An 18,739-nucleotide genomic window follows, 5' to 3' on the forward strand; every position below is an offset into this window, starting at 1 on the left:
GGAGTAGAACAATTTCTAGTTTCTCAGAGACAGACTTTGGACTTCTTTTGGACATAATAAAACTCCCTTTATAGTTTCTAGTGAAAATTTTTGTTTTTTCACTGTCCACTATAAGGGGAGTATATCATTATGAGGGAAAGATATTAGATGACATAGCTGAAAACAATCTATATCTCAGGCATCTAGGTAAGAGTTATAGGGATAGTCGGATAATTGATGCTGCTAGTTTTGTATTAAGAACCGCTGCATTTGAATGGGAGTTTAGTAGACTATTTTCAGAAGATGAATGGAAAAGCGAGCAACGAAAAAAACTGGAAGAAGAAGCTAGTAAAGAATTAGAGCGTTTGATTGAAAACTCAACAGGTAAGCTGAAAAAAATTTACAAAGATTTGAAAAAATCAGTTGTATCATATTTATCTCTTTCTCAAAAGATTGGTCAAATATTTGAAGAATACGGTGCATCTTTATTGGATTTATTTGGACAATCCATATATAAATTAAACAATATTTCTTATAATCACTCTGAAATTGCAGAGCGAATAGGCAAACAAAGAAATAATTTTGCTCACGGAAATTTAGACAAGGAATTTATAAATGAGTCTTTGCTAGATGTGGTGTTCCTTGAACAAATTGTTTTAGCTATGCAACTTCAATATTTTGGAATAGATGAAGTAGAAATTAAAAAAATCATAAATGAAGTATTTCGTCATAATTTAATCGTATAGAGTTGTTAAAAAAGTATATTCCGAAAGTCTAAAAATACTAATTTTGTAGACTTGGGTCCACAATCTCCGAAACCAACTACAATGGCAATGCCAACTACACCTTCCGTAAATTATCTGGAGTGGATAGTAACTTGAGTTTTGCTTATACGACGAAATAAAAAGGATATGCTAACAAAATGTATAAATGTTAGCATATCCTTTTATTTTGGGTCACTATTAATCAAAATTTATAGAAATGAGAACTGTTATGAGACGAATCATCTCATCAAGAACATCTGCAAGGGAAATCCCCTTTGTATAGCTATATTTTTTCGAGTAATTTTGCCATTGTTTATTCTGAATAGGCTCAGATTTGAACCTCTCGAGTAGTTCAATAATCTTTTCAAAATCGAGCTCTGTTTCGCGATATGAAAATGTTCTCTGACAGGCATTTTTCAACTGAATGAAGTCAATGTCTTCTTTCTTCAGTTTTGAAAGAATATAAACATCGTAAAAATCTTTGCTTCTGCTGTTCAAGAAGTTACGTGAATAGATGGTTTGAAGTTTCTCAGCTAGGATTGTTTCAATTGTATAAGCAATGATTGGAAAATTATCTTCATCAAAAATAGCTTTATAGCCGTATGTAATCGGCTGAGGAGTTACAACATCGCCTGTCGCAATATCCAAATGGATAACTTGTTTAATATTCTCAAGTTGGCACAAAATGGTTGCTCGATAGCCACCATAGTCATCACTTTCTTTAATAGCTGTGATGGATTGAATCACAAAAGAAATCCCTTCTTCTGAATCTGCTAAAATTTCCTTGAGTTGCTGCTTCACAGTATCTTCTGAGAGTGTTATTTGATGGAACAAAAAATCAATATCAACCGTGCTACGAGATTCAACTCCAATAACATTTGACAGTAGGAATCCTCCTTTGAAGATATAGTGATTTGAATAGGTACTCTGACTTAATTTTTTCAAAATCACTTCTAGAAAGTAATAGGTCATCACGGAATTAAAGGTTAATCCAGTATTCTTTGATATTTTATGACAGAGTGCTGTTAGCTTAGCTTTATTCATACTAGGACCTCCAGAGTTTGTTTGACCTTGTCCAAGGTGTTCATTTTTGTCGCATATTCATAGAGTTTTGTAAGATTTTTTTTAGGATAGTTTCCATAATGTTGAAGTGTTTTGACAAAAAGCTCAGTATCTATTTTTTCTCGATGAATCACAAAATCACAGATAATACGTTCGAAATCATAGACTCTTACCTCGTTTCCCATAGGGGTATTTACAAGAGTAATTCCTAGTTCGCTATATTCCTTAGAAACGGAATGAATGTTCAGATTAGCTGGAGGACTATTAAAACGGTAGCCTCTAGAAATGGTTACGTCAAAATATTGAGGAATTTCATCTGTAAATTGTTGCAGGTAAAGCGCTGAGATATAAGAGAAAACAGCCTTGGGATATCGGTACTGAAAGAAGAAGTATTCGTCGTAGTCTCCATTCTGGGTTAGGAAAATTCCTTTTTCGACGCGGTATAGAATTCCTTCTTTTTCTAGTCTTGTCAAATATATTGTTGGAATATTTAGAGCTTTACAATCTTTATAGGTGATAATGCCATTGTGGTTTTCTATAAATTCAAGTAGAATCTCTTTCTTTGACATACTTACTCCTTTCTATGTTGCTTTTACACTACGATTTTACAACATTTGTAGTGTAAAAGCAACATTTTCTTTTACCTTCACTGATTGTGATACCAAAATCAAGCCTTCTTTTTTATGATGGTATTGAACTTGGGCTACGAGCTGTACAAAAAAGAGAGTTTCTCCTAGAACGGAAAGTTCTTCGTCAAAACTCCTATTTTTGTCGTGCTCGCTTAACGCCCTCGTATCTAATAAAGAGTGACAGTTTGTTGCTATAGAAAAAAGAAAAGAAGGACTATTTATGACCAAAACATGTAATCATCACTTTCTTGTCAATCAGGAAAAAGGCGAGAAACACGTCTTTCGCAAGAGTAAAAAATATCGAACGTTATGTTCGGTTGCCCTTGGAACAATGGTGACGACTGTTGTTGCTTTGGGAGGGACGGTTGCACATGCTGATGAAGTTACAACATCAGTTGACACCACCATTCAACGAACGGAAAATCCAGCCACGAATTTACCAGAAGCACAGCCAACCCCTGTTTCTGAACAAACTGAAAGTATAGCGTCAACTGGTCAATCTCTTGGAGCGATTGCTGTCACCGTACCACATGATACGGTAACACAAGCGGTTGAAGAGGCAAAGGCTGAAGGTGTTTCTACGATTGAAGATAGACCAATGGACTTAGGAAATACAACTTCTGCGACTGAAACCAACCAACAAATTTCAAAAGCTGAAGCAGATGCCCAAAACCAAGTTGAGGCTATCAATGAAGTTACTGAAACCTACAAAGCTGATAAAGCGACATACGAATCAAATAAAGCTCGCATTGAACAAGAAAATAAGGAGCTGACACAGGCCTACGAAGGGGCCAACCAAACTGGTAAAGAGACAAATGCTTTGGTTGATACCAAAGTCAATGACCTAAAATCCCAGTATGCAGATGCTGATGTGACAGTAAAAGAACAAGTAGTTTCATCAGGAAATGGGACATCTGAACTTGACTATACAAACTATGGCAAGGCTGTTGAAACCATTCAATCTACTAACGAACAAGCTGTAGTGGATTATCTAACAAAGAAAACTAAGGCAGATGAAATTGTTGCGAAAAATTAGGCCATTCAAAAAGAAAATGAAGCTGGACTTGCTAAGACAAAGGCAGATAACGAAGCCATTGAAAGGCGTAATCAGGCAGGTCAAGCTGCTGTAGATGCTGAAAACCGTGCAGGTCAAGCTGCGGTGGTTCAGGCTAATCAGGAGAAACAACAATTAGTTTCAGATCGAGCAGCTGAGATTGAAGCTATTACTAAACGCAATCAAGAAAAAGAAGCCACAACCAGAAAAGAAAATGAAGCAATTGATGCCTACAATGCCAAAGAAATGGAACGCTATCAACGTGACTTGGCCGAGATTTCGAAAGGTGAAGAAGGTTATATTTCTGAAGCCCTTGCTCAAACCCTCAATCTCAATAATGGTGAACCCCAAGCACAACATGGGGCCATTACCCGAAATCCTGATCAGATTATTTCAACTGGTGATGCCATGCTGGGTGGCTACTCAAGAATTTTGGAATCAACAGGATTCTTTGTCTATGATAGCTTCAAAACAGGTGAGACCCTTAGTTTTAACTATCAAAATCTTCAAAATGCACAATTTGATGGCAAAAAGATTAGCCGTGTGTCTTACGATATTACCAACCTTGTATCACCAGCTGGAACCGATGCCGTGAAATTGGTTGTGCCAAATGATCCAACTGAAGGTTTTATCGCCTACCGAAATGACGGAAACGGTGATTGGCGAACAGACAAGATGGAGTTTTGTGTAGTTGCTAAGTATTTTTTGGAAGACGGTTCACAAGTTACCTTCTCCAAAGAAAAACCAGGTGTCTTCACGCACTCTTCCCTCAATCATAATGACATTGGTCTAGAGTATGTCAAAGATTCCTCTGGAAAATTCGTGCCAATCAATGGTTCAACCGTCCAAGTGACTAATGAAGGTCTAGCCCGTTCTTTGGGGTCCAACCGTGCAAGCGATTTGAATTTACCTGAAGAATGGGATACCACATCAAGTCGTTATGCTTATAAAGGAGCTATTGTCTCAACGGTCACATCGGGCAATACCTATACAGTCACCTTTGGTCAGGGCGATATGCCACAGAATGTTGGATTGTCTTACTGGTTTGCCTTAAACACCCTACCAGTGGCACGTACAGTGCCCCCATACAGTCCCAAACCTCATGTAACGGTGGAACTTGAGCCTGTTCCTGAACCTATTACGGTAACACCAGATGTCTTTACTCCTAAAACATTTACACCTGAAAAGCCTGTGACCTTCACGCCAAAGCCTTTGGAAGAAGTGGTGCAGCCTAGTCTAACTTTGACCAAGGTAACCTTACCTGTTAAACCTATTCCAAAAGAACTTCCAACGCCACCACAAGTTCCGACTGTCCATTATCATGCGTACCGTTTGACGACAACTCCAGAGATTATGAAAGAAGTGGTCAATAGTGACCAAGCTAATCTTCATGAGAAAACTGTCGCTAAAGATTCAACGGTGATTTATCCCTTAACAGTTGATGCCTTATCGTCCAATCATGCCCAAACGACTAGTCTCATTTTTGAGGACTACTTACCTGCTGGTTACCTATTTGATAAGGAAACAACACAAAAAGAAAATGGAAACTATGTCCTTAGCTTTGATGAGACTAAGAATTTTGTGACCTTAACCGCAAAGGAAAACTTGTTGCAGGAGGTAAATAAAGATTTAACCAAGGTTTATCAACTGACCGCTCCAAAACTCTATGGTTCTGTTCAAAATGAGGGGAGACAACCACACTCATTACACCAGATAAAAACAATGAAAATGCGGATGGTGTCCTCATTAATGACACGGTCGTAGCCCTTGGCACAACCAACCACTACCGATTGACTTGGGATTTGGACCAGTATAAGGGAGATCGTTCTGCTAAAGAGACAATTGCACGAGGCTTCTTCTTTGTGGACGATTACCCAGAGGAAGTGCTTGATGTGGTGGAAAATGGCACGGCTATAACAACGCTTGATGGTCAGGAAGTATCAGGTATTACGGTTAAAACCTATGCTTCGTTAAATGAAGCCCCTAAAGACCTTCAAGATAAATTAGCTCGTGCTAAGATTACACCGACAGGTGCCTTTCAAGTCTTTATGCCCGATGACAACCAAGACTTTTATGACCAGTATGTCAAAACAGGTACATCTTTAGCTTTACTGACCAAAATGACGGTTAAAGATAGTCTCTATGGTCAGACAAAGACATATACAAACAAGGCCTACCAAGTGGATTTCGGTAATGGTTATGAAACCAAGGAAGTGACCAACACCCTTGTTTCTCCAGAACCTAAGAAACAAAACCTCAATAAAGACAAAGTGGACATCAATGGGAAGCCTATGCTAGTGGGAACTCAAAATTACTATACTCTCTCATGGGACTTGGACCAATACCGAGGGATTAAAGCAGACAAGTCTCAGATTGTACAAGGATTTTATTTTGTGGATGATTATCCAGAAGAAGCTTTATTGCCGGATGAAGCAGCTATTCAGTTTATCACAACTGATGGCAAAACAGTTTCAGGTATTATGGTGAAGTCCTATGCTCAATTATCAGAAGCTCCTAACTCCTTACAAGCAGCCCTTTCTAAACAAAAAATTCAGCCTAAAGGAGCTTTCCAAGTTTTCATGCCAGAAGACCCACAAGCCTTTTATGAATCGTATGTGACTAAGGGGGAGAATATTACCATCGTCACTCCGATGACTGTTTTGGAAACCATCTATCAAATTGATTTTGGCTTGGCTTATGTCACGGAAACGGTGGTCAATAATGTTCCCAAACTAGACCCACAAAAGGATGTGGTGATTGATTTGTCTCATAAAAATAACAGCCTTGATGGGAAAGAAGTGGCCTTGAATCAAATCTTTAACTATCGCTTGGTTGGAGCGATGATTCCAAGCAATCGTGCGACAGAGTTATTTGAATATGGTTTTGAAGATAACTATGTTGAAAAGCATGATGAGTATAATGGTGTTTATCGCAGCTATCTGATGACGGATGTTACCCTCAAAGACGGTTCTGTCTTAAAAGAAGGAACGGAAGTCACGAAACATACTTTGCAACAGGTGGATACAGAAAATGGCCTAGTGTCAATTTCATTTGATAAATCCTTCTTAGAGACTATCTCTAATGATTCAGCTTTTCAGGCAGATGTTTACCTGCAGATGAAACGGATTGCGACTGGTCAGGTGGAGAATACTTACCTACATACAGTGAATGGCTATGTCATCAGCTCAAATACAGTTGTAACACATACACCTGAACCTGAAGAACCAAGTTCAAATCAACCCACACCACCTCAACCACCGATTGAGGTACATGAACCACCTGTTCCAGCAAGCGTTTTGCCAAATACAGGGGAACAGGAATCCCTTTTGGGCTTGATTGGAGCTGGTATTCTACTTGGTACGGCTTATGGACTGAAGAAAAAGGAGGAGAAGTAGATGAATCCAAAAACCATTTATGAAAAGGATTCGGACCATGATGGTTTGACAGATGCTCAGGAACTGGCTTTAGGAACTAATCCATATGCGATTGACACAGATGGTGATGGTCAAGCTGATTTAGAGGAGCTACAATCTGGACATTCACCACAAGTTCCACAAAAGGAGTTGTACGATGACTTGGAACTTTGACACCATGAAAGAGGCTTTATCTGAAATGGAGAAGACCGATTACCAAGAGTTTATCAAAGCCTTTCTCTCTTTGGAATTAAGTATTTCTGATAGAACAATCCTCAATCAGGTTTATCAAGATTATATGGATGAGGATGACCTATCCTTGATTAGTGATGAGCTACGAGTTAAAGTTGATAGTTATCAGGATGAAGTGCAGGCAGATATGACTGACATTCTGGAAAAGTTGTACCGAACAGGTGAAGGCTCTAGTTTTATTATGGATTTAATATCCTCAAATAGTCTCTCAGACACCTTGGAACAGTATGAGGTTTTGGATAGTGACGATTATTCACCACTTAGCCTTGACACCTTACAGGACATGATTCAACAGGACTTGGCTATTTCCAGTCAGGATTATTTTGGAGATCTGGTTCACCTTGCCTTACAGAAAGATTTATTAGACCAGAAAAGTCATTTCTTACAACACTATGTGGCAACTGTAATGGAAAGTATTCCACAAGAAAGTGACCAACGAGCCTTGGTCCTAGATTAACACAAAGGGCTGAGAAACACTCTCAGCCCTTTTAAAGTTTGGAGGGAAAAATGAATCAAGAAGTCTTACTACAAATGATGAGAGCCATCATTCCTCGTGATAGAGCCCTGCTTGAAGCGTTTTTATATTACCAAGCAGAGCATTTTGATGAGGAGTGGGAAAGTCTTATTCGTCAGTTTTTAACCAATAGGAAAGAAATTAAGAAATCTGTTCAGGTACTTCACTTTGAGACAGATGTTTCAGCTTTTGTCCAGGCTAGTCCTTATGATACTGCTCATGATCTATTGACCTATACACAAGTTTTCGGCCAAAGTGGTCTTCAAAAACTAGATAAACTATCGCCGTCTGAAAAAAACTTGGTGATAGAAGTGGCCTTATTCAATCTGGCCACTCGTTTTCAATTATTGGATTCCAATGGACACTACCAAACAATATCGCCGGATTCACTCTTACAAAAGAGTAGGGGAGCTAATTTGGTCAATGTTTACCGTGTGGCTAATAATTTAGCAGATCGGATTAGTCGAGATATTGAGCAGTTTCTCTTGACCTACGAACCTGAGCTTGAAACAAGAGCTTATGAAACTGTTCTAGAAAATGAAGAAACTGGTAATGAGCACGAAGCAAGTAGTAATCAAGCAATATCTTTTCGAGAAGAGGGCTCTCTGGTTATTGCTAGTTTGGATGTAGATTTGTCTCAACTAGATGTTCAAACAGGAAAAACCAGTCATCTGCCAGCTTATGAAGAGTTGTCATTACGACGTAAATTTGAGATACTAACCTATTTTGACCATATTCGAAATGAACGTTCAAAAGTTGCAAGTTTTAGACGAGGTGATTTTGATACTGAGATGGAAATGACACCAGTCTTTGAGGGAGAAGAGTTACTAACCTATCTAGAGGCTAATGGCAGTCCCTATGAGCTGAAACGAACGCTGACTACAGTCGAAGAAAAGGAATTAGAAAAAATTGGACAAGCCATTAGGACAGAAAATCAAGAAAAATTGACTCAGGTAGGGATTGATTTATCGCAGTTTGACCCTGACCAAATCGGTATTTTATTGGATGCGGCAGGTCGTTTTCATTTGAAAAATTCGGACCTTGCTTTATTAGGTGGTTATCTAAAAGCTACGGTAACTCAACTAGCCCTTGCGACCGAACTACTCCAAATGGGATTGAGTCATGATAAAGTAGAATTTTTCTTTGGCAGTCAACTTTCTTTAGAAGAGTTGCGACAGGTTGCTTATGCCTTTTTACATGAAGAATTAAGCAGAGAAGATGCAGAAACATTTGAAAAAGCTAAAAGTAGTCAATCGGACTTGAACCTACGTGATTGGAAGAGTAAGCTAGAGAAAGCTGAGACGAAAGTAGTGGTTGATGAAGAATTTGCGGGAAATCCACTTGTTCAGACGGTCTTGGACACTTATCCTCTGGGGTCATTGGTTTCCTATAAGGGACAGGACTTTGAGGCCGTATCGGTCAGCGATGCTCGATTGAACGGTTTGATTCGGATTGAGTTAGTCAATGACTTTTCGGATATCATTGAACAAAATCCAGTTCTTTATGTGAGAACTTGGGAAGAAGTCAGTCAGGCACTTCATCAGCCAAAGGTAGAACCACAAATAGAGTTAGAAGGGGCGGACCAAGAACTAAATCTTTTTTCATTTTTGGAAGAGGAGCCAGGTCAGAGTATTGGATTATTGGATCCAGATGGTTCAGAAAAAGGTCATAACGATACTGATCTTGAAGATACAGATAATCAAATTCCTGAAGAGGAGGTAGTCGAAATAATTCCAGATAGTCCAGTAACAGACTTCCATTTTCCAGAAGATTTGACGGACTTCTATCCTAAGACTGCTAGAGATAAGGTTGAGACAAACATTGCGGCTATTCGGTTGGTAAAAAATCTAGAAGTAGAGCACCGTATTGCTTCACCAAGTGAACAAGAACTCCTTGCCAAGTATGTAGGCTGGGGTGGACTTGCCAATGATTTCTTTGATGACTATAATCCAAAATTTGCCCAAGAAACCTTTATGGGGAAAGCCTATGAACTGTCAGACCAAGAAGTAGCAACAGTCCTTGAAGTCAGTCCCATTGACGGGGTTATCACTTACCAATCTAAGTTTGCCTACACCTATTCCAACGCAACGGATAGGAGTTTAGGTGTCCCTGCTTCACGCTATGATAGTGGTCGAAAAATCTTTGAAAATCTCCTGAATTCCAATCAACCAACAATCACAAAACAAGTTGTCGAAGGAGATAAGAAAAAGAATGTGACGGATGTAGAGAAAACAACGGTCCTACGTGTCAAGGAAACACACCTGCAAGAACTCTTTCAAGGTTTTGTAGCAAAATATCCAGAAGTCCAACAGATGATTGAAGATACCTATAATAGGCTTTACAATCGTACAGTATCAAAGTCTTATGACGGTAGCCATTTAACCATTGATGGACTTGCCCAGAATATTTCCTTACGTCCTCACCAAAAGAATGCCATTCAACGGATTGTGGAGGAGAAACGTGCTCTACTAGCTCATGAAGTCGGGTCTGGAAAAACCTTGACCATGCTTGGAGCTGGTTTCAAATTGAAAGAACTCGGAATGGTACATAAACCACTTTATGTGGTGCCGTCTAGTCTGACTGCCCAGTTTGGTCAAGAAATCATGAAATTTTTCCCTACCAAGAAAGTCTATGTGACTACTAAGAAAGACTTTGCTAAAGCCAAACGCAAGTAGTTTGTGTCTAGGATTATTACAGGGGATTATGATGCCATTGTCATTGGGGATTCACAATTTGAAAAAATTCCAATGAGTCGTGAGAAACAGGTCACTTATATCAATGACAAACTCGAACAACTCAGAGAAATCAAGCTAGGAAGTGATTCTGATTATACGGTCAAAGAAGCAGAGCGTTCAATCAAGGGACTAGAGCACCAGTTGGAAGAACTCCAAAAATTGGAGCGAGATACTTTTATTGAATTTGAAAACCTTGGCATTGATTTTCTCTTTGTGGATGAGGCTCATCATTTCAAGAATATCCGTCCAATCACTGGACTTGGGAATGTCGCGGGAATCACCAATACCACTTCAAAAAAGAACGTAGACATGGAGATGAAGGTGAGACAGGTTCAGGCAGAGCATGGCGATAGAAATGTCGTTTTTGCGACAGGAACACCAGTTTCTAACTCCATCAGTGAACTTTTCACCATGATGAATTACATTCAGCCCGATGTTTTGGAACGATATCAGGTATCCAATTTTGACTCATGGGTTGGGGCTTTTGGGAATATCGAAAACTCTATGGAACTAGCCCCGACAGGTGATAAATACCAACCTAAGAAACGGTTCAAGAAATTTGTCAATTTGCCTGAACTCATGCGAATCTACAAGGAAACTGCCGATATTCAGACATCAGACATGCTTGATTTACCTGTTCCTGAAGCTAAGATTATTGCGGTGGAAAGCGAGTTAACGCAAGCTCAGAAATACTATTTAGAAGAACTGGTAGAGCGTTCAGACGCTATCAAGTCAGGTAGTGTTGACCCAAGTAGAGATAATATGTTAAAGATAACCGGGGAAGCTAGAAAACTAGCTATTGATATGCGGTTGATTGACCCTGTTTATACCTTATCAGATAATCAGAAAATCCTTCAAGTGGTTGATAATGTCGAGCGAATCTACCTTGAAGGAGCAGGAGAAAAGGCTACTCAGATGATTTTCTCTGATATTGGAACACCTAAAAGTAAGGAAGAAGGTTTTGATGTTTATAATGAACTTAAGGACTTGCTGGTTGATCGAGGTATTCCAAAAGAAGAAATTGCCTTTGTGCATGATGCCAATACTGATGAAAAGAAAAACTCATTGTCTAGAAAGGTCAACAGCGGAGAAGTACGGATTCTTATGGCTTCTACAGAAAAAGGTGGAATGGGTCTAAACGTGCAATCACGCATGAAAGCTGTCCACCACTTAGATGTTCCCTGGAGGCCTTCTGATATTGTACAGCGAAATGGACGACTGATTCGACAAGGGAATATGCACCAAGAGGTGGATATTTATCACTACATTACCAAAGGGAGTTTTGATAATTACCTCTGGCAGACACAGGAGAATAAGCTCAAATATATCACTCAGATTATGACCTCAAAAGACCCTGTGCGGTCGGCAGAAGACATTGATGAACAAACCATGACCGCTTCTGACTTCAAAGCTCTAGCGACAGGTAACCCCTATCTCAAACTGAAAATGGAATTGGAAAATGAACTGACGGTGTTAGAAAATCAAAAACGAGCTTTTAATCGCTCAAAAGATGAATACCGCCACACAATTTCCTATTGCGAGAAGCACCTCCCTATTATGGAAAAACGGTTGAGTCAATATGATAAAGATATTGCCCAATCTTTGGCAACGAAGTCGCAAGATTTTGTCATGAGATTTGATAATCAGAAAATGGATAATCGTGCAGAAGCAGGGGACTATCTGCGAAAACTCATTACCTATAACCGCTCAGAGACCAAGGAAGTCAGAACACTTGCAAGCTTTAGAGGATTTGACTTAAAAATGACTACACGAGGTCCTAGTGAGCCCTTACCAGAGACCGTCTCTTTAACGATTGTAGGTGATAACCAATATACAGTCGCTCTTGATTTGAAATCAGACGTGGGAACCATTCAACGGATTAGTAATGCCATTGACCATATAATAGATGACCAAGAAAAGACAGAAGGGCTGGTAAAGGATTTAAAAGATAAGCTTCAAGTAGCCAAAGTAGAAGTTGAAAAAGTCTTTCCCAAGGAAGAAGATTATCAGCTTGTAAAGGCTAAGTATGATGTTTTGGCTCCCTTGGTTGAAAAAGAAGCAGAAATTGAGGAAATAGATGCGGCTTTGGCCAAGTTTAGTGAAGATACAACACCCCAAATGAAGCAACAAATAGCACTCGAGATATAAGAAAAAAGGCTGACAAATATTTTTGAACGCGGTAAAATGAAAGCAAGAAATCACAAAAGGAGAATAGATCATGGCCCAAACACTAGAAGAAATGCGTTATCAACTAGAAGAATGGTTGGCACAAGGCTTTACGAGTTCAGAAGATAGGGCAAACTATCAAGCTTTAAAGGAACAGTATGAAGATGAAACGCTTGATTATAGCTTCTCAAAGCGTGAAATCACTGGACAGCTGGAACTCATCATCACGAGTCGTGAGAATGATTTTCCAAGCTTAGATGAGGTGACGAAGGCGGAATACTTTGACTTGGTTGCCCAACTTGATGATTTAGACAAGGAACAGGCTAGCTATTACCGTAAGCAGTTATCCTAGAAAGAGGTGTAAGATGTTGGAACAAATTCTACAAAGCCTTTTGATTATCGCAGCAATAGGACTGATGTTACTTGTCTTTTATCAGATTGTGAAAGTTTCAAGTACTTTATTCCTTATCGGACTCATCAGTGGAATAATCTTTATTGAAATCTATGGAATTTACCTCTTCTTTACTGAGAGCTACCTTTATACAGAAGATTTAGCAACTAATGGTATTTGGAGTTTTACTGGTTTTTATATTATCTTTAATAACTTTCTCTTGTTTATAATTACTATAAAAATCTTAAAAATAGAGCAACCTAAATCTTAGGATTATCAGGAATATGTAAATTGGTATTCCTAGTGATTGGTTTAAGATATTATTTGGCTTTTTTCAATACACATAGAAGAAAGCCAATGTGAACTGATATTTCAAGCTATAGTACAGTTCAGAATAGATGAACTTGAGAAGCAAAAAGCAAAATTTAATAAGAGGAATAAAGAGAACCAATTATTTAGTTTGCAGGTTTATTTTCTCGTTTCGTTATTTTTAGGATTTGTACCATAGAGTTTTGCCTTTTTTACTCATGTTTTACATCACTAATCGATTTATAATAATCTTATTATTTTAGATGAGCCAACAAGTAATATGGATTCTGAAAACGCAAAAGCTATCATGGCAGCTATTAATGCTCTTGAATCAACCAAAATTATTATTACACATGATAATGAATTAATTCAACCTGGATCAAAACAATTAGAATTAGGAGTGGGAGAAAATGGATATACATTTAAATCATATAAGTAAGAAATATGGTAATCGAATCATTTTAAACGATGTCACTATTAGGATTCCTTCAGGGAAAATTTATGGGTTTATTGGTGCTAATGGAGCTGGTAAAACTACAACGATGAAAATCCTTACTGGATTATTACCTGCTACAAAAGGTAACATATACTTTGACGGTGTAAGTCTTAACGACTTAAAAAATCAGGAGTCAATAATAGGAGCTTTTATTAGTACACCAAGTTACTATAAAAACTTAACAGCTTATGAAAACTTAGCTATTATACAAGAAGTTCTCAAAAAACCGCAAGAAGAAATTGAGCGAGTTTTGAATCTGGTGGGCCTAAGTGAAGTTCGCAATAAAGTTGTGTCTTCATTCTCATTTGGTATGAAACAACGTCTTGGTTTAGCATTTGCTTTTTTAAATAATCCAGATATATTGGTATTAGATGAACCTACGAATGGATTAGATCCGAAAGGAATTGTTGAAATCAGAGAACTCTTATACAGACTAGCTAAAGAAGAAGGAAAAACGATTTTTATATCAAGTCACCATATTAGTGAAATAGAAACGATTGCAGATCTGGTCGGTATAATACATGACGGTGAGCTTATTTTTGAGGGAACACTCTCTGAACTTTATAATAAAAGGGACAGCTCTTATCTTTTTGAAGTCGCAAATCCAGATGTTTTTGAACATATTTTGAAAGTTCGAGATATCTCATTTATTCGAAAAGAATCACATTTTGAAATAAATTCTTACAAAAAAGATATACCAAATTTAATAAAATTCATTGTACAAGAAGGAATCGATATTTTGGAGGTTTCACCAAATAAAAACCTAGAAAGAATCTTCTTAGACTTAACGAAAGGAGATAAAGTGTATGGTCACATTGATAAAAAATGAAATAAAGAGGTTTGTAGGAACCCCAACACCCTTGTTATTGCTTGGCATTACTTTTTGTTTGCAAATGCTAGGAACGTTTTTTATCATTAAATCATTAGATGTGCAAGTTGGGGACATAGCACAAACACCTTTTCAGAAGTCTATGCTAATTTTTTTAGGTTTTTCTGGATTGGTGAGTTTAGTGGTAAATGGTATTACTAACTTTTTTGTTACTTCAAGTGAGCACAATAACCATACTTGGGAATTGTTGCTTTTGGGGATAGGGAAGAAAAATAAAATTATCTTTTCAAAGTATTTTACAGTCATTCTATCTTTTATTTTTTATCAATTACTGTCAACTATTTTCTTTGTTATAGTTACACAGACATATTTATCGTTAACGATTGATTGGTCTACGGTATTCTTAGTGTTATCATCAGCAATATTTTTCAGCTTACTCACGATCACACTTCAGTTTTGTACTCACCTGCTAGAAAAAAATAGTTTATCTGCTCTAAGCAGTGTTATTATTCTTATTCTGTTGCAAACACTTTTTGCCTCTAATACTATATTTATTTATGTGTTCCCGATAAATGGTATTTCTTATCTGATAACTTCTAGTATTCTCAATCCAATTATAATTTTAGTAATCACTTTAGAGAATATTATATGGAGTGGTGCTGTTCTTTTAGTAGTTTCTAAAAAGTTTCATCTTTAGGAGGGAATTATGTGGAAATTAGAATTATTAAAGTATAAGAGAACCTATTTAGCTCCCGTATTCATAGGGATAGGTATGTTTTTAGTCATTTTTCAAAGCTACGCAGGATATACGATTAAAGAAATTCCAGCGAAGGTTTTATTTGTGACAGGTCTAGATTTATATAGTAATTTTTTACTACCAGTGATGATTCCTGTATTTCTTATCATTTCATTGCAACGTGAAGTTGAGAATACTGCTTTTCAAAACTTAACAATAAAAGGAATATCTAGTCAACAGATAAAGTGGTCTATAGTGAAATTTTATTGGATAGTAATGCCAATTTTATTTCTTTGTCACTTTTTGATTCCACTGATTTTTATTTCCTTGAGAGGAGAAAGTGCCCTTAATGTGATTATTGATAATAGCTTATTTTTACTGTTATCAATTTTAAGTATCATTACACTCATCAATATTAGTCTAATGATACATCAGTCAAGCGGGAATTATGTATTACCTATTTTAACAGCTATTGTAGGAGTCGTTGTTGGACGTTTCCCTCTGGGAGAAATCACATGGATTGTTAACCCCTACTCCTATTTAAGTTATTTAGCAAATTTTAAATCATTTACTGTAACCCACTATTTAGTGTTTTTTCTAGTCTTTTCTTTGTCTTTTATTGGTATAATATTATGTAAGAAAAAAAATAGATTTGAGTAAGACATGAGAAGAAATTTGTTAAGTACAGCGTATTATGCTTTGTTTATTACAGGACTAATCTATTTGTCCGCTAAATGCTTTCTAAATAACATCGAAAATATCTTGTTTTTGCTTGCTTTAAATGTATTATTGTTATTGGATTTTATTTTGCATAGAGCAATATCTACTAGGTCTAAGATTAGCAAATTTATTATTTGGTTAATCAGATTTTGTCAGTGTCACTCAATTTTATTTGTCATTGGAGATTCCGCATTTCCTCCATGGATACAGTATATGATTGGCATTATAATCTATTCTTCGTTAATATCTATATCGCTCAGCTTGTTTTTTCAAAAGTTACAGACTTCTTTTTATCTATTTGTGATGATAGTAGGGCTTCTATCGAGTGTAAGCTTACTTTTTCCAAGATTGACTAGTATTGCCTTTTCACTTTATTTGGTAGTTACGTTCGCGATGGCTCTCTTAATTGTTCTTCTAAGGAACAAGCAAACGTTTTATAGAAATGATTCCAATAGATTTTATTGGCTAATGTTATTAATCTTTTACCTCATGATTTGTTTCAGTTCTATTGGTTTCATTTTTTTTTATTCATCAGCTTTATTTTCTGGGTTCTGGTTATTTTATTTTTTAGCTCTAATTACAGGATTAATACTCATCTTGTTTTATCATAATGGTGCAGTATTTAAACAAAAAGAACAATTATTAACACTTATTTTTCTGATTTTATTATATATTGTTCTGTTTATTCTAATTTTAAAGAGAACGAGTCTAGTTGTTCTTGAAACGATAACAATTATTTTATATTTTCAGTACTTTTTCCAGTTAGTTGGAGAAAGTTATAGACTAATAACTGGAAGTACGCAATCTGAACATGTAGGGATTAATTCAATTTTGAAAGAAGAAGCTTTAAAACAAGAGTTTGCGAATTTCCTGCATGATAATATTCTTCAAGATATCAATGCTTTAATTCAACTATCTCGTTTAGACAATCCAAGCGTTTCAGTTAAAATTATTGAAGAAAGACTAGAGTATCTCAATACTTTTGTTCGTGAGCGAATGAATCAGTATAGTCCTCAATTGCTAAAAGGCTTATCTTTGTATGATAACTATCGTATGATGCTAAAAGCATTTGAAAAACGTTACCCTAAAACGGATATTTCTCTGCACTTTTATTCAGCAAAAAACATAGTTATCTATCCTCCTTATGATTTTTTAATATATAGATGGTTAAGCGAGCTCGTTAATAACGCTTATAAGTATTCCAATGCACAAACGGTTACTGTAAAATTGGCTAGAGATGGGCGGGAACTCTCTTTATCAGTTATGGATAATGGCTATTATCAAAAGTTAAAACCATTTAAACATGGACACGGATTATTAGTCTTGGAAGAACAAGTAAAGTCAGTAGGGGGGACTATTACTTTTGAGCAATCGGACTCTAACGGATTAAGAGTCGATATCAAATTGATGATGGAAGGAGAGAAGGCAATTGAAAATTTTATTAATAGATGATCATAGCCTGTTTGCAGAGAGTTTAGCCTTAACTATACATCAGTATCAACCAGATATTCACATTGATATAATGAATGATGAAGATGAATTTAAAAGCATTTTTTCAAAAGTAATTGAGTACCAAGTGATACTATTAGACATTAACTTAGACAAAAAATTTAGTACGGATGGCTTTGGAATAGCTCAAGATATTTTAGAGGAATATCCTGATTCCAAGATAGCATTATTGACGGGATTTGATTTACCTGTATATGAATATCAAGCTCAGAAGTTAGGAGTAAAGGCATTTGTTCCTAAAAATATAAGTTCCAAAAGATTAATTCAGATTCTTAAAGATATTTCCTATGGGAAAAATTATTTTCCAAATCAGAATTATTTTATAGATGAATTGACAGAACGCGAAAAAGAAATACTTATACATTTAGGAAATGGCGAAAAACGAAAAGACATTGCTAAATCCCTTTACATTTCTGATAGAACGCTAACGAATCATATTCAAAATATATTGGAAAAACTCGAAGTTGATTCAACGTTAAAAGCTGTTATAAAAGCTCAGAAGTTAGGATATATTAAGTAATTACCCTTTTTACTCATGATTTTGTATTGTAACTTAGATATACTGGTGTAAAGGAGGTTCAAATTCATGAAAAAAGTAATACCGTATGCGTTATTAACTCTATCAATGTTTTTTCTATTCAATGCCATCCGAATATATCTTGAGAGTAGGTCTCTGTATGTTGTCGATGTTTTGTTATTCATAGTCTTTCTAGTATGTAGTTTCAAATTTAGAAAGCAATAATGTAGAATAAATACAAAGATATACTATCTTCTACATTTGATAAGTTATAAATTATTCAGATGGTCATAATTTGGTTGTTAAAAAGCCCCATTGCAGCTGTAGTAGGAGACTTATAATCTATAGGAGAGAGGAACAGATTGATTCTATCTTTTTGATGTTAAGTTAGTTTGGAAATTTGTTTCTGAAGTTTGTAACTTGTCGAAAACTGAGTGACTGACGTTTGATATCCTTGATGAGCTTATCGATTGCTTTAAATTAGTGTTAGAATAGGGAAATTCCGTCAGATAGCAGTTCTAACTGCCGTTGTACGACAGAGGTTGAGAAAGGAAGTCTTTAGGTAGTGGAAGTGTCGGTGAGTTTTTCGGTGTAGTATTGAGTGATCTTTATGCAGATGGGTTGTGAGATTTAGTGTTTTTTGATGAGAGACACTTCAGTGACT

The 18,739-nt window shown here is 36.6% G+C and carries 12 protein-coding genes and 4 pseudogenes; 14 read left to right on the forward strand and 2 right to left on the reverse strand.

The window, feature by feature from the left end:
• Positions 1-128: 128 nt before the first annotated feature.
• Both ODU34_RS07895 and ODU34_RS07900 read left to right on the forward strand, forming a co-directional pair.
• Positions 129-725: pseudogene (locus ODU34_RS07895) on the forward strand (HEPN domain-containing protein); the annotation flags it as partial.
• 62 nt (positions 726-787) lie between these two features.
• Positions 788-883 (forward strand): annotated as a pseudogene (locus ODU34_RS07900) (CHAP domain-containing protein); the annotation flags it as partial.
• A 58-nt stretch (positions 884-941) separates the two neighbouring features.
• Here ODU34_RS07900 and ODU34_RS07905 read toward each other — a convergent pair.
• The gene (locus ODU34_RS07905) at positions 942-1,787 is read right to left on the reverse strand and encodes a nucleotidyl transferase AbiEii/AbiGii toxin family protein (protein WP_105179533.1); all 846 of its coding nucleotides are present in this window, start codon (positions 1,785-1,787) and stop codon (positions 942-944) included.
• Positions 1,784-2,374, reverse strand: coding sequence for a type IV toxin-antitoxin system AbiEi family antitoxin domain-containing protein (locus ODU34_RS07910; protein WP_105179532.1), 591 nt, complete (start codon positions 2,372-2,374; stop codon positions 1,784-1,786). Before ODU34_RS07910 ends, ODU34_RS07905 begins: the two co-directional genes overlap by 4 nt.
• Before the next feature lie 280 nt (positions 2,375-2,654).
• Here ODU34_RS07910 and ODU34_RS07915 point away from each other — a divergent pair.
• From ODU34_RS07915 to ODU34_RS07970, 12 genes and pseudogenes are all read left to right on the forward strand, one after another.
• Positions 2,655-6,883 (forward strand): annotated as a pseudogene (locus ODU34_RS07915) (SspB-related isopeptide-forming adhesin).
• Complete coding sequence (locus ODU34_RS07920; protein WP_136647260.1) at positions 6,884-7,075, forward strand: thrombospondin type 3 repeat-containing protein; 192 nt, start codon at positions 6,884-6,886, stop codon at positions 7,073-7,075.
• The gene (locus ODU34_RS07925) at positions 7,059-7,610 is read left to right on the forward strand and encodes a hypothetical protein (RefSeq protein ID WP_136647261.1); all 552 of its coding nucleotides are present in this window, start codon (positions 7,059-7,061) and stop codon (positions 7,608-7,610) included. Before ODU34_RS07920 ends, ODU34_RS07925 begins: the two co-directional genes overlap by 17 nt.
• A 50-nt stretch (positions 7,611-7,660) precedes the next feature.
• Positions 7,661-12,550 (forward strand): annotated as a pseudogene (locus ODU34_RS07930) (SNF2-related protein).
• A gap of 70 nt (positions 12,551-12,620) precedes the next feature.
• On the forward strand, positions 12,621-12,920 hold the full coding sequence (locus tag ODU34_RS07935; RefSeq protein ID WP_105105324.1) for a DUF5962 family protein: 300 nt from the start codon (positions 12,621-12,623) through the stop codon (positions 12,918-12,920).
• A gap of 13 nt (positions 12,921-12,933) precedes the next feature.
• Positions 12,934-13,230 carry a DUF5966 family protein gene (locus ODU34_RS07940; protein WP_105135482.1) on the forward strand — a complete coding sequence of 99 codons (297 nt, stop codon included), beginning with the start codon at positions 12,934-12,936 and terminating at the stop codon, positions 13,228-13,230.
• Positions 13,231-13,575: 345 nt separating this feature from the next.
• A complete protein-coding gene (locus ODU34_RS07945; RefSeq protein ID WP_257115384.1) occupies positions 13,576-13,707 on the forward strand; it encodes a hypothetical protein in 132 nt (43 codons plus the stop codon).
• The gene (locus ODU34_RS07950) at positions 13,679-14,593 is read left to right on the forward strand and encodes an ABC transporter ATP-binding protein (RefSeq protein ID WP_105178616.1); all 915 of its coding nucleotides are present in this window, start codon (positions 13,679-13,681) and stop codon (positions 14,591-14,593) included. The genes ODU34_RS07945 and ODU34_RS07950 overlap by 29 nt, the downstream gene beginning before the upstream one ends.
• A complete protein-coding gene (locus ODU34_RS07955) occupies positions 14,571-15,290 on the forward strand; it encodes an ABC transporter permease (RefSeq protein ID WP_398578442.1) in 720 nt (239 codons plus the stop codon). Before ODU34_RS07950 ends, ODU34_RS07955 begins: the two co-directional genes overlap by 23 nt.
• 9 nt (positions 15,291-15,299) lie before the next feature.
• A complete protein-coding gene (locus ODU34_RS07960) occupies positions 15,300-15,989 on the forward strand; it encodes an ABC transporter permease (RefSeq protein WP_105178617.1) in 690 nt (229 codons plus the stop codon).
• A gap of 528 nt (positions 15,990-16,517) precedes the next feature.
• Positions 16,518-17,501: a sensor histidine kinase gene (locus tag ODU34_RS07965; RefSeq protein ID WP_239514946.1), complete on the forward strand. Its 984-nt coding sequence runs from the start codon at positions 16,518-16,520 to the stop codon at positions 17,499-17,501.
• Positions 17,479-18,078 (forward strand): response regulator transcription factor, encoded by a 600-nt coding sequence (locus ODU34_RS07970; protein WP_105105329.1) that lies wholly within the window; start codon positions 17,479-17,481, stop codon positions 18,076-18,078. The genes ODU34_RS07965 and ODU34_RS07970 overlap by 23 nt, the downstream gene beginning before the upstream one ends.
• Positions 18,079-18,739: the final 661 nt, after the last annotated feature.

The sequence above is a fragment of the Streptococcus sp. 2018WUSS126 genome, from assembly GCF_044427425.1.
In the GTDB taxonomy this organism is placed as follows: Bacteria; Bacillota; Bacilli; order Lactobacillales; family Streptococcaceae; genus Streptococcus; species Streptococcus hashimotonensis.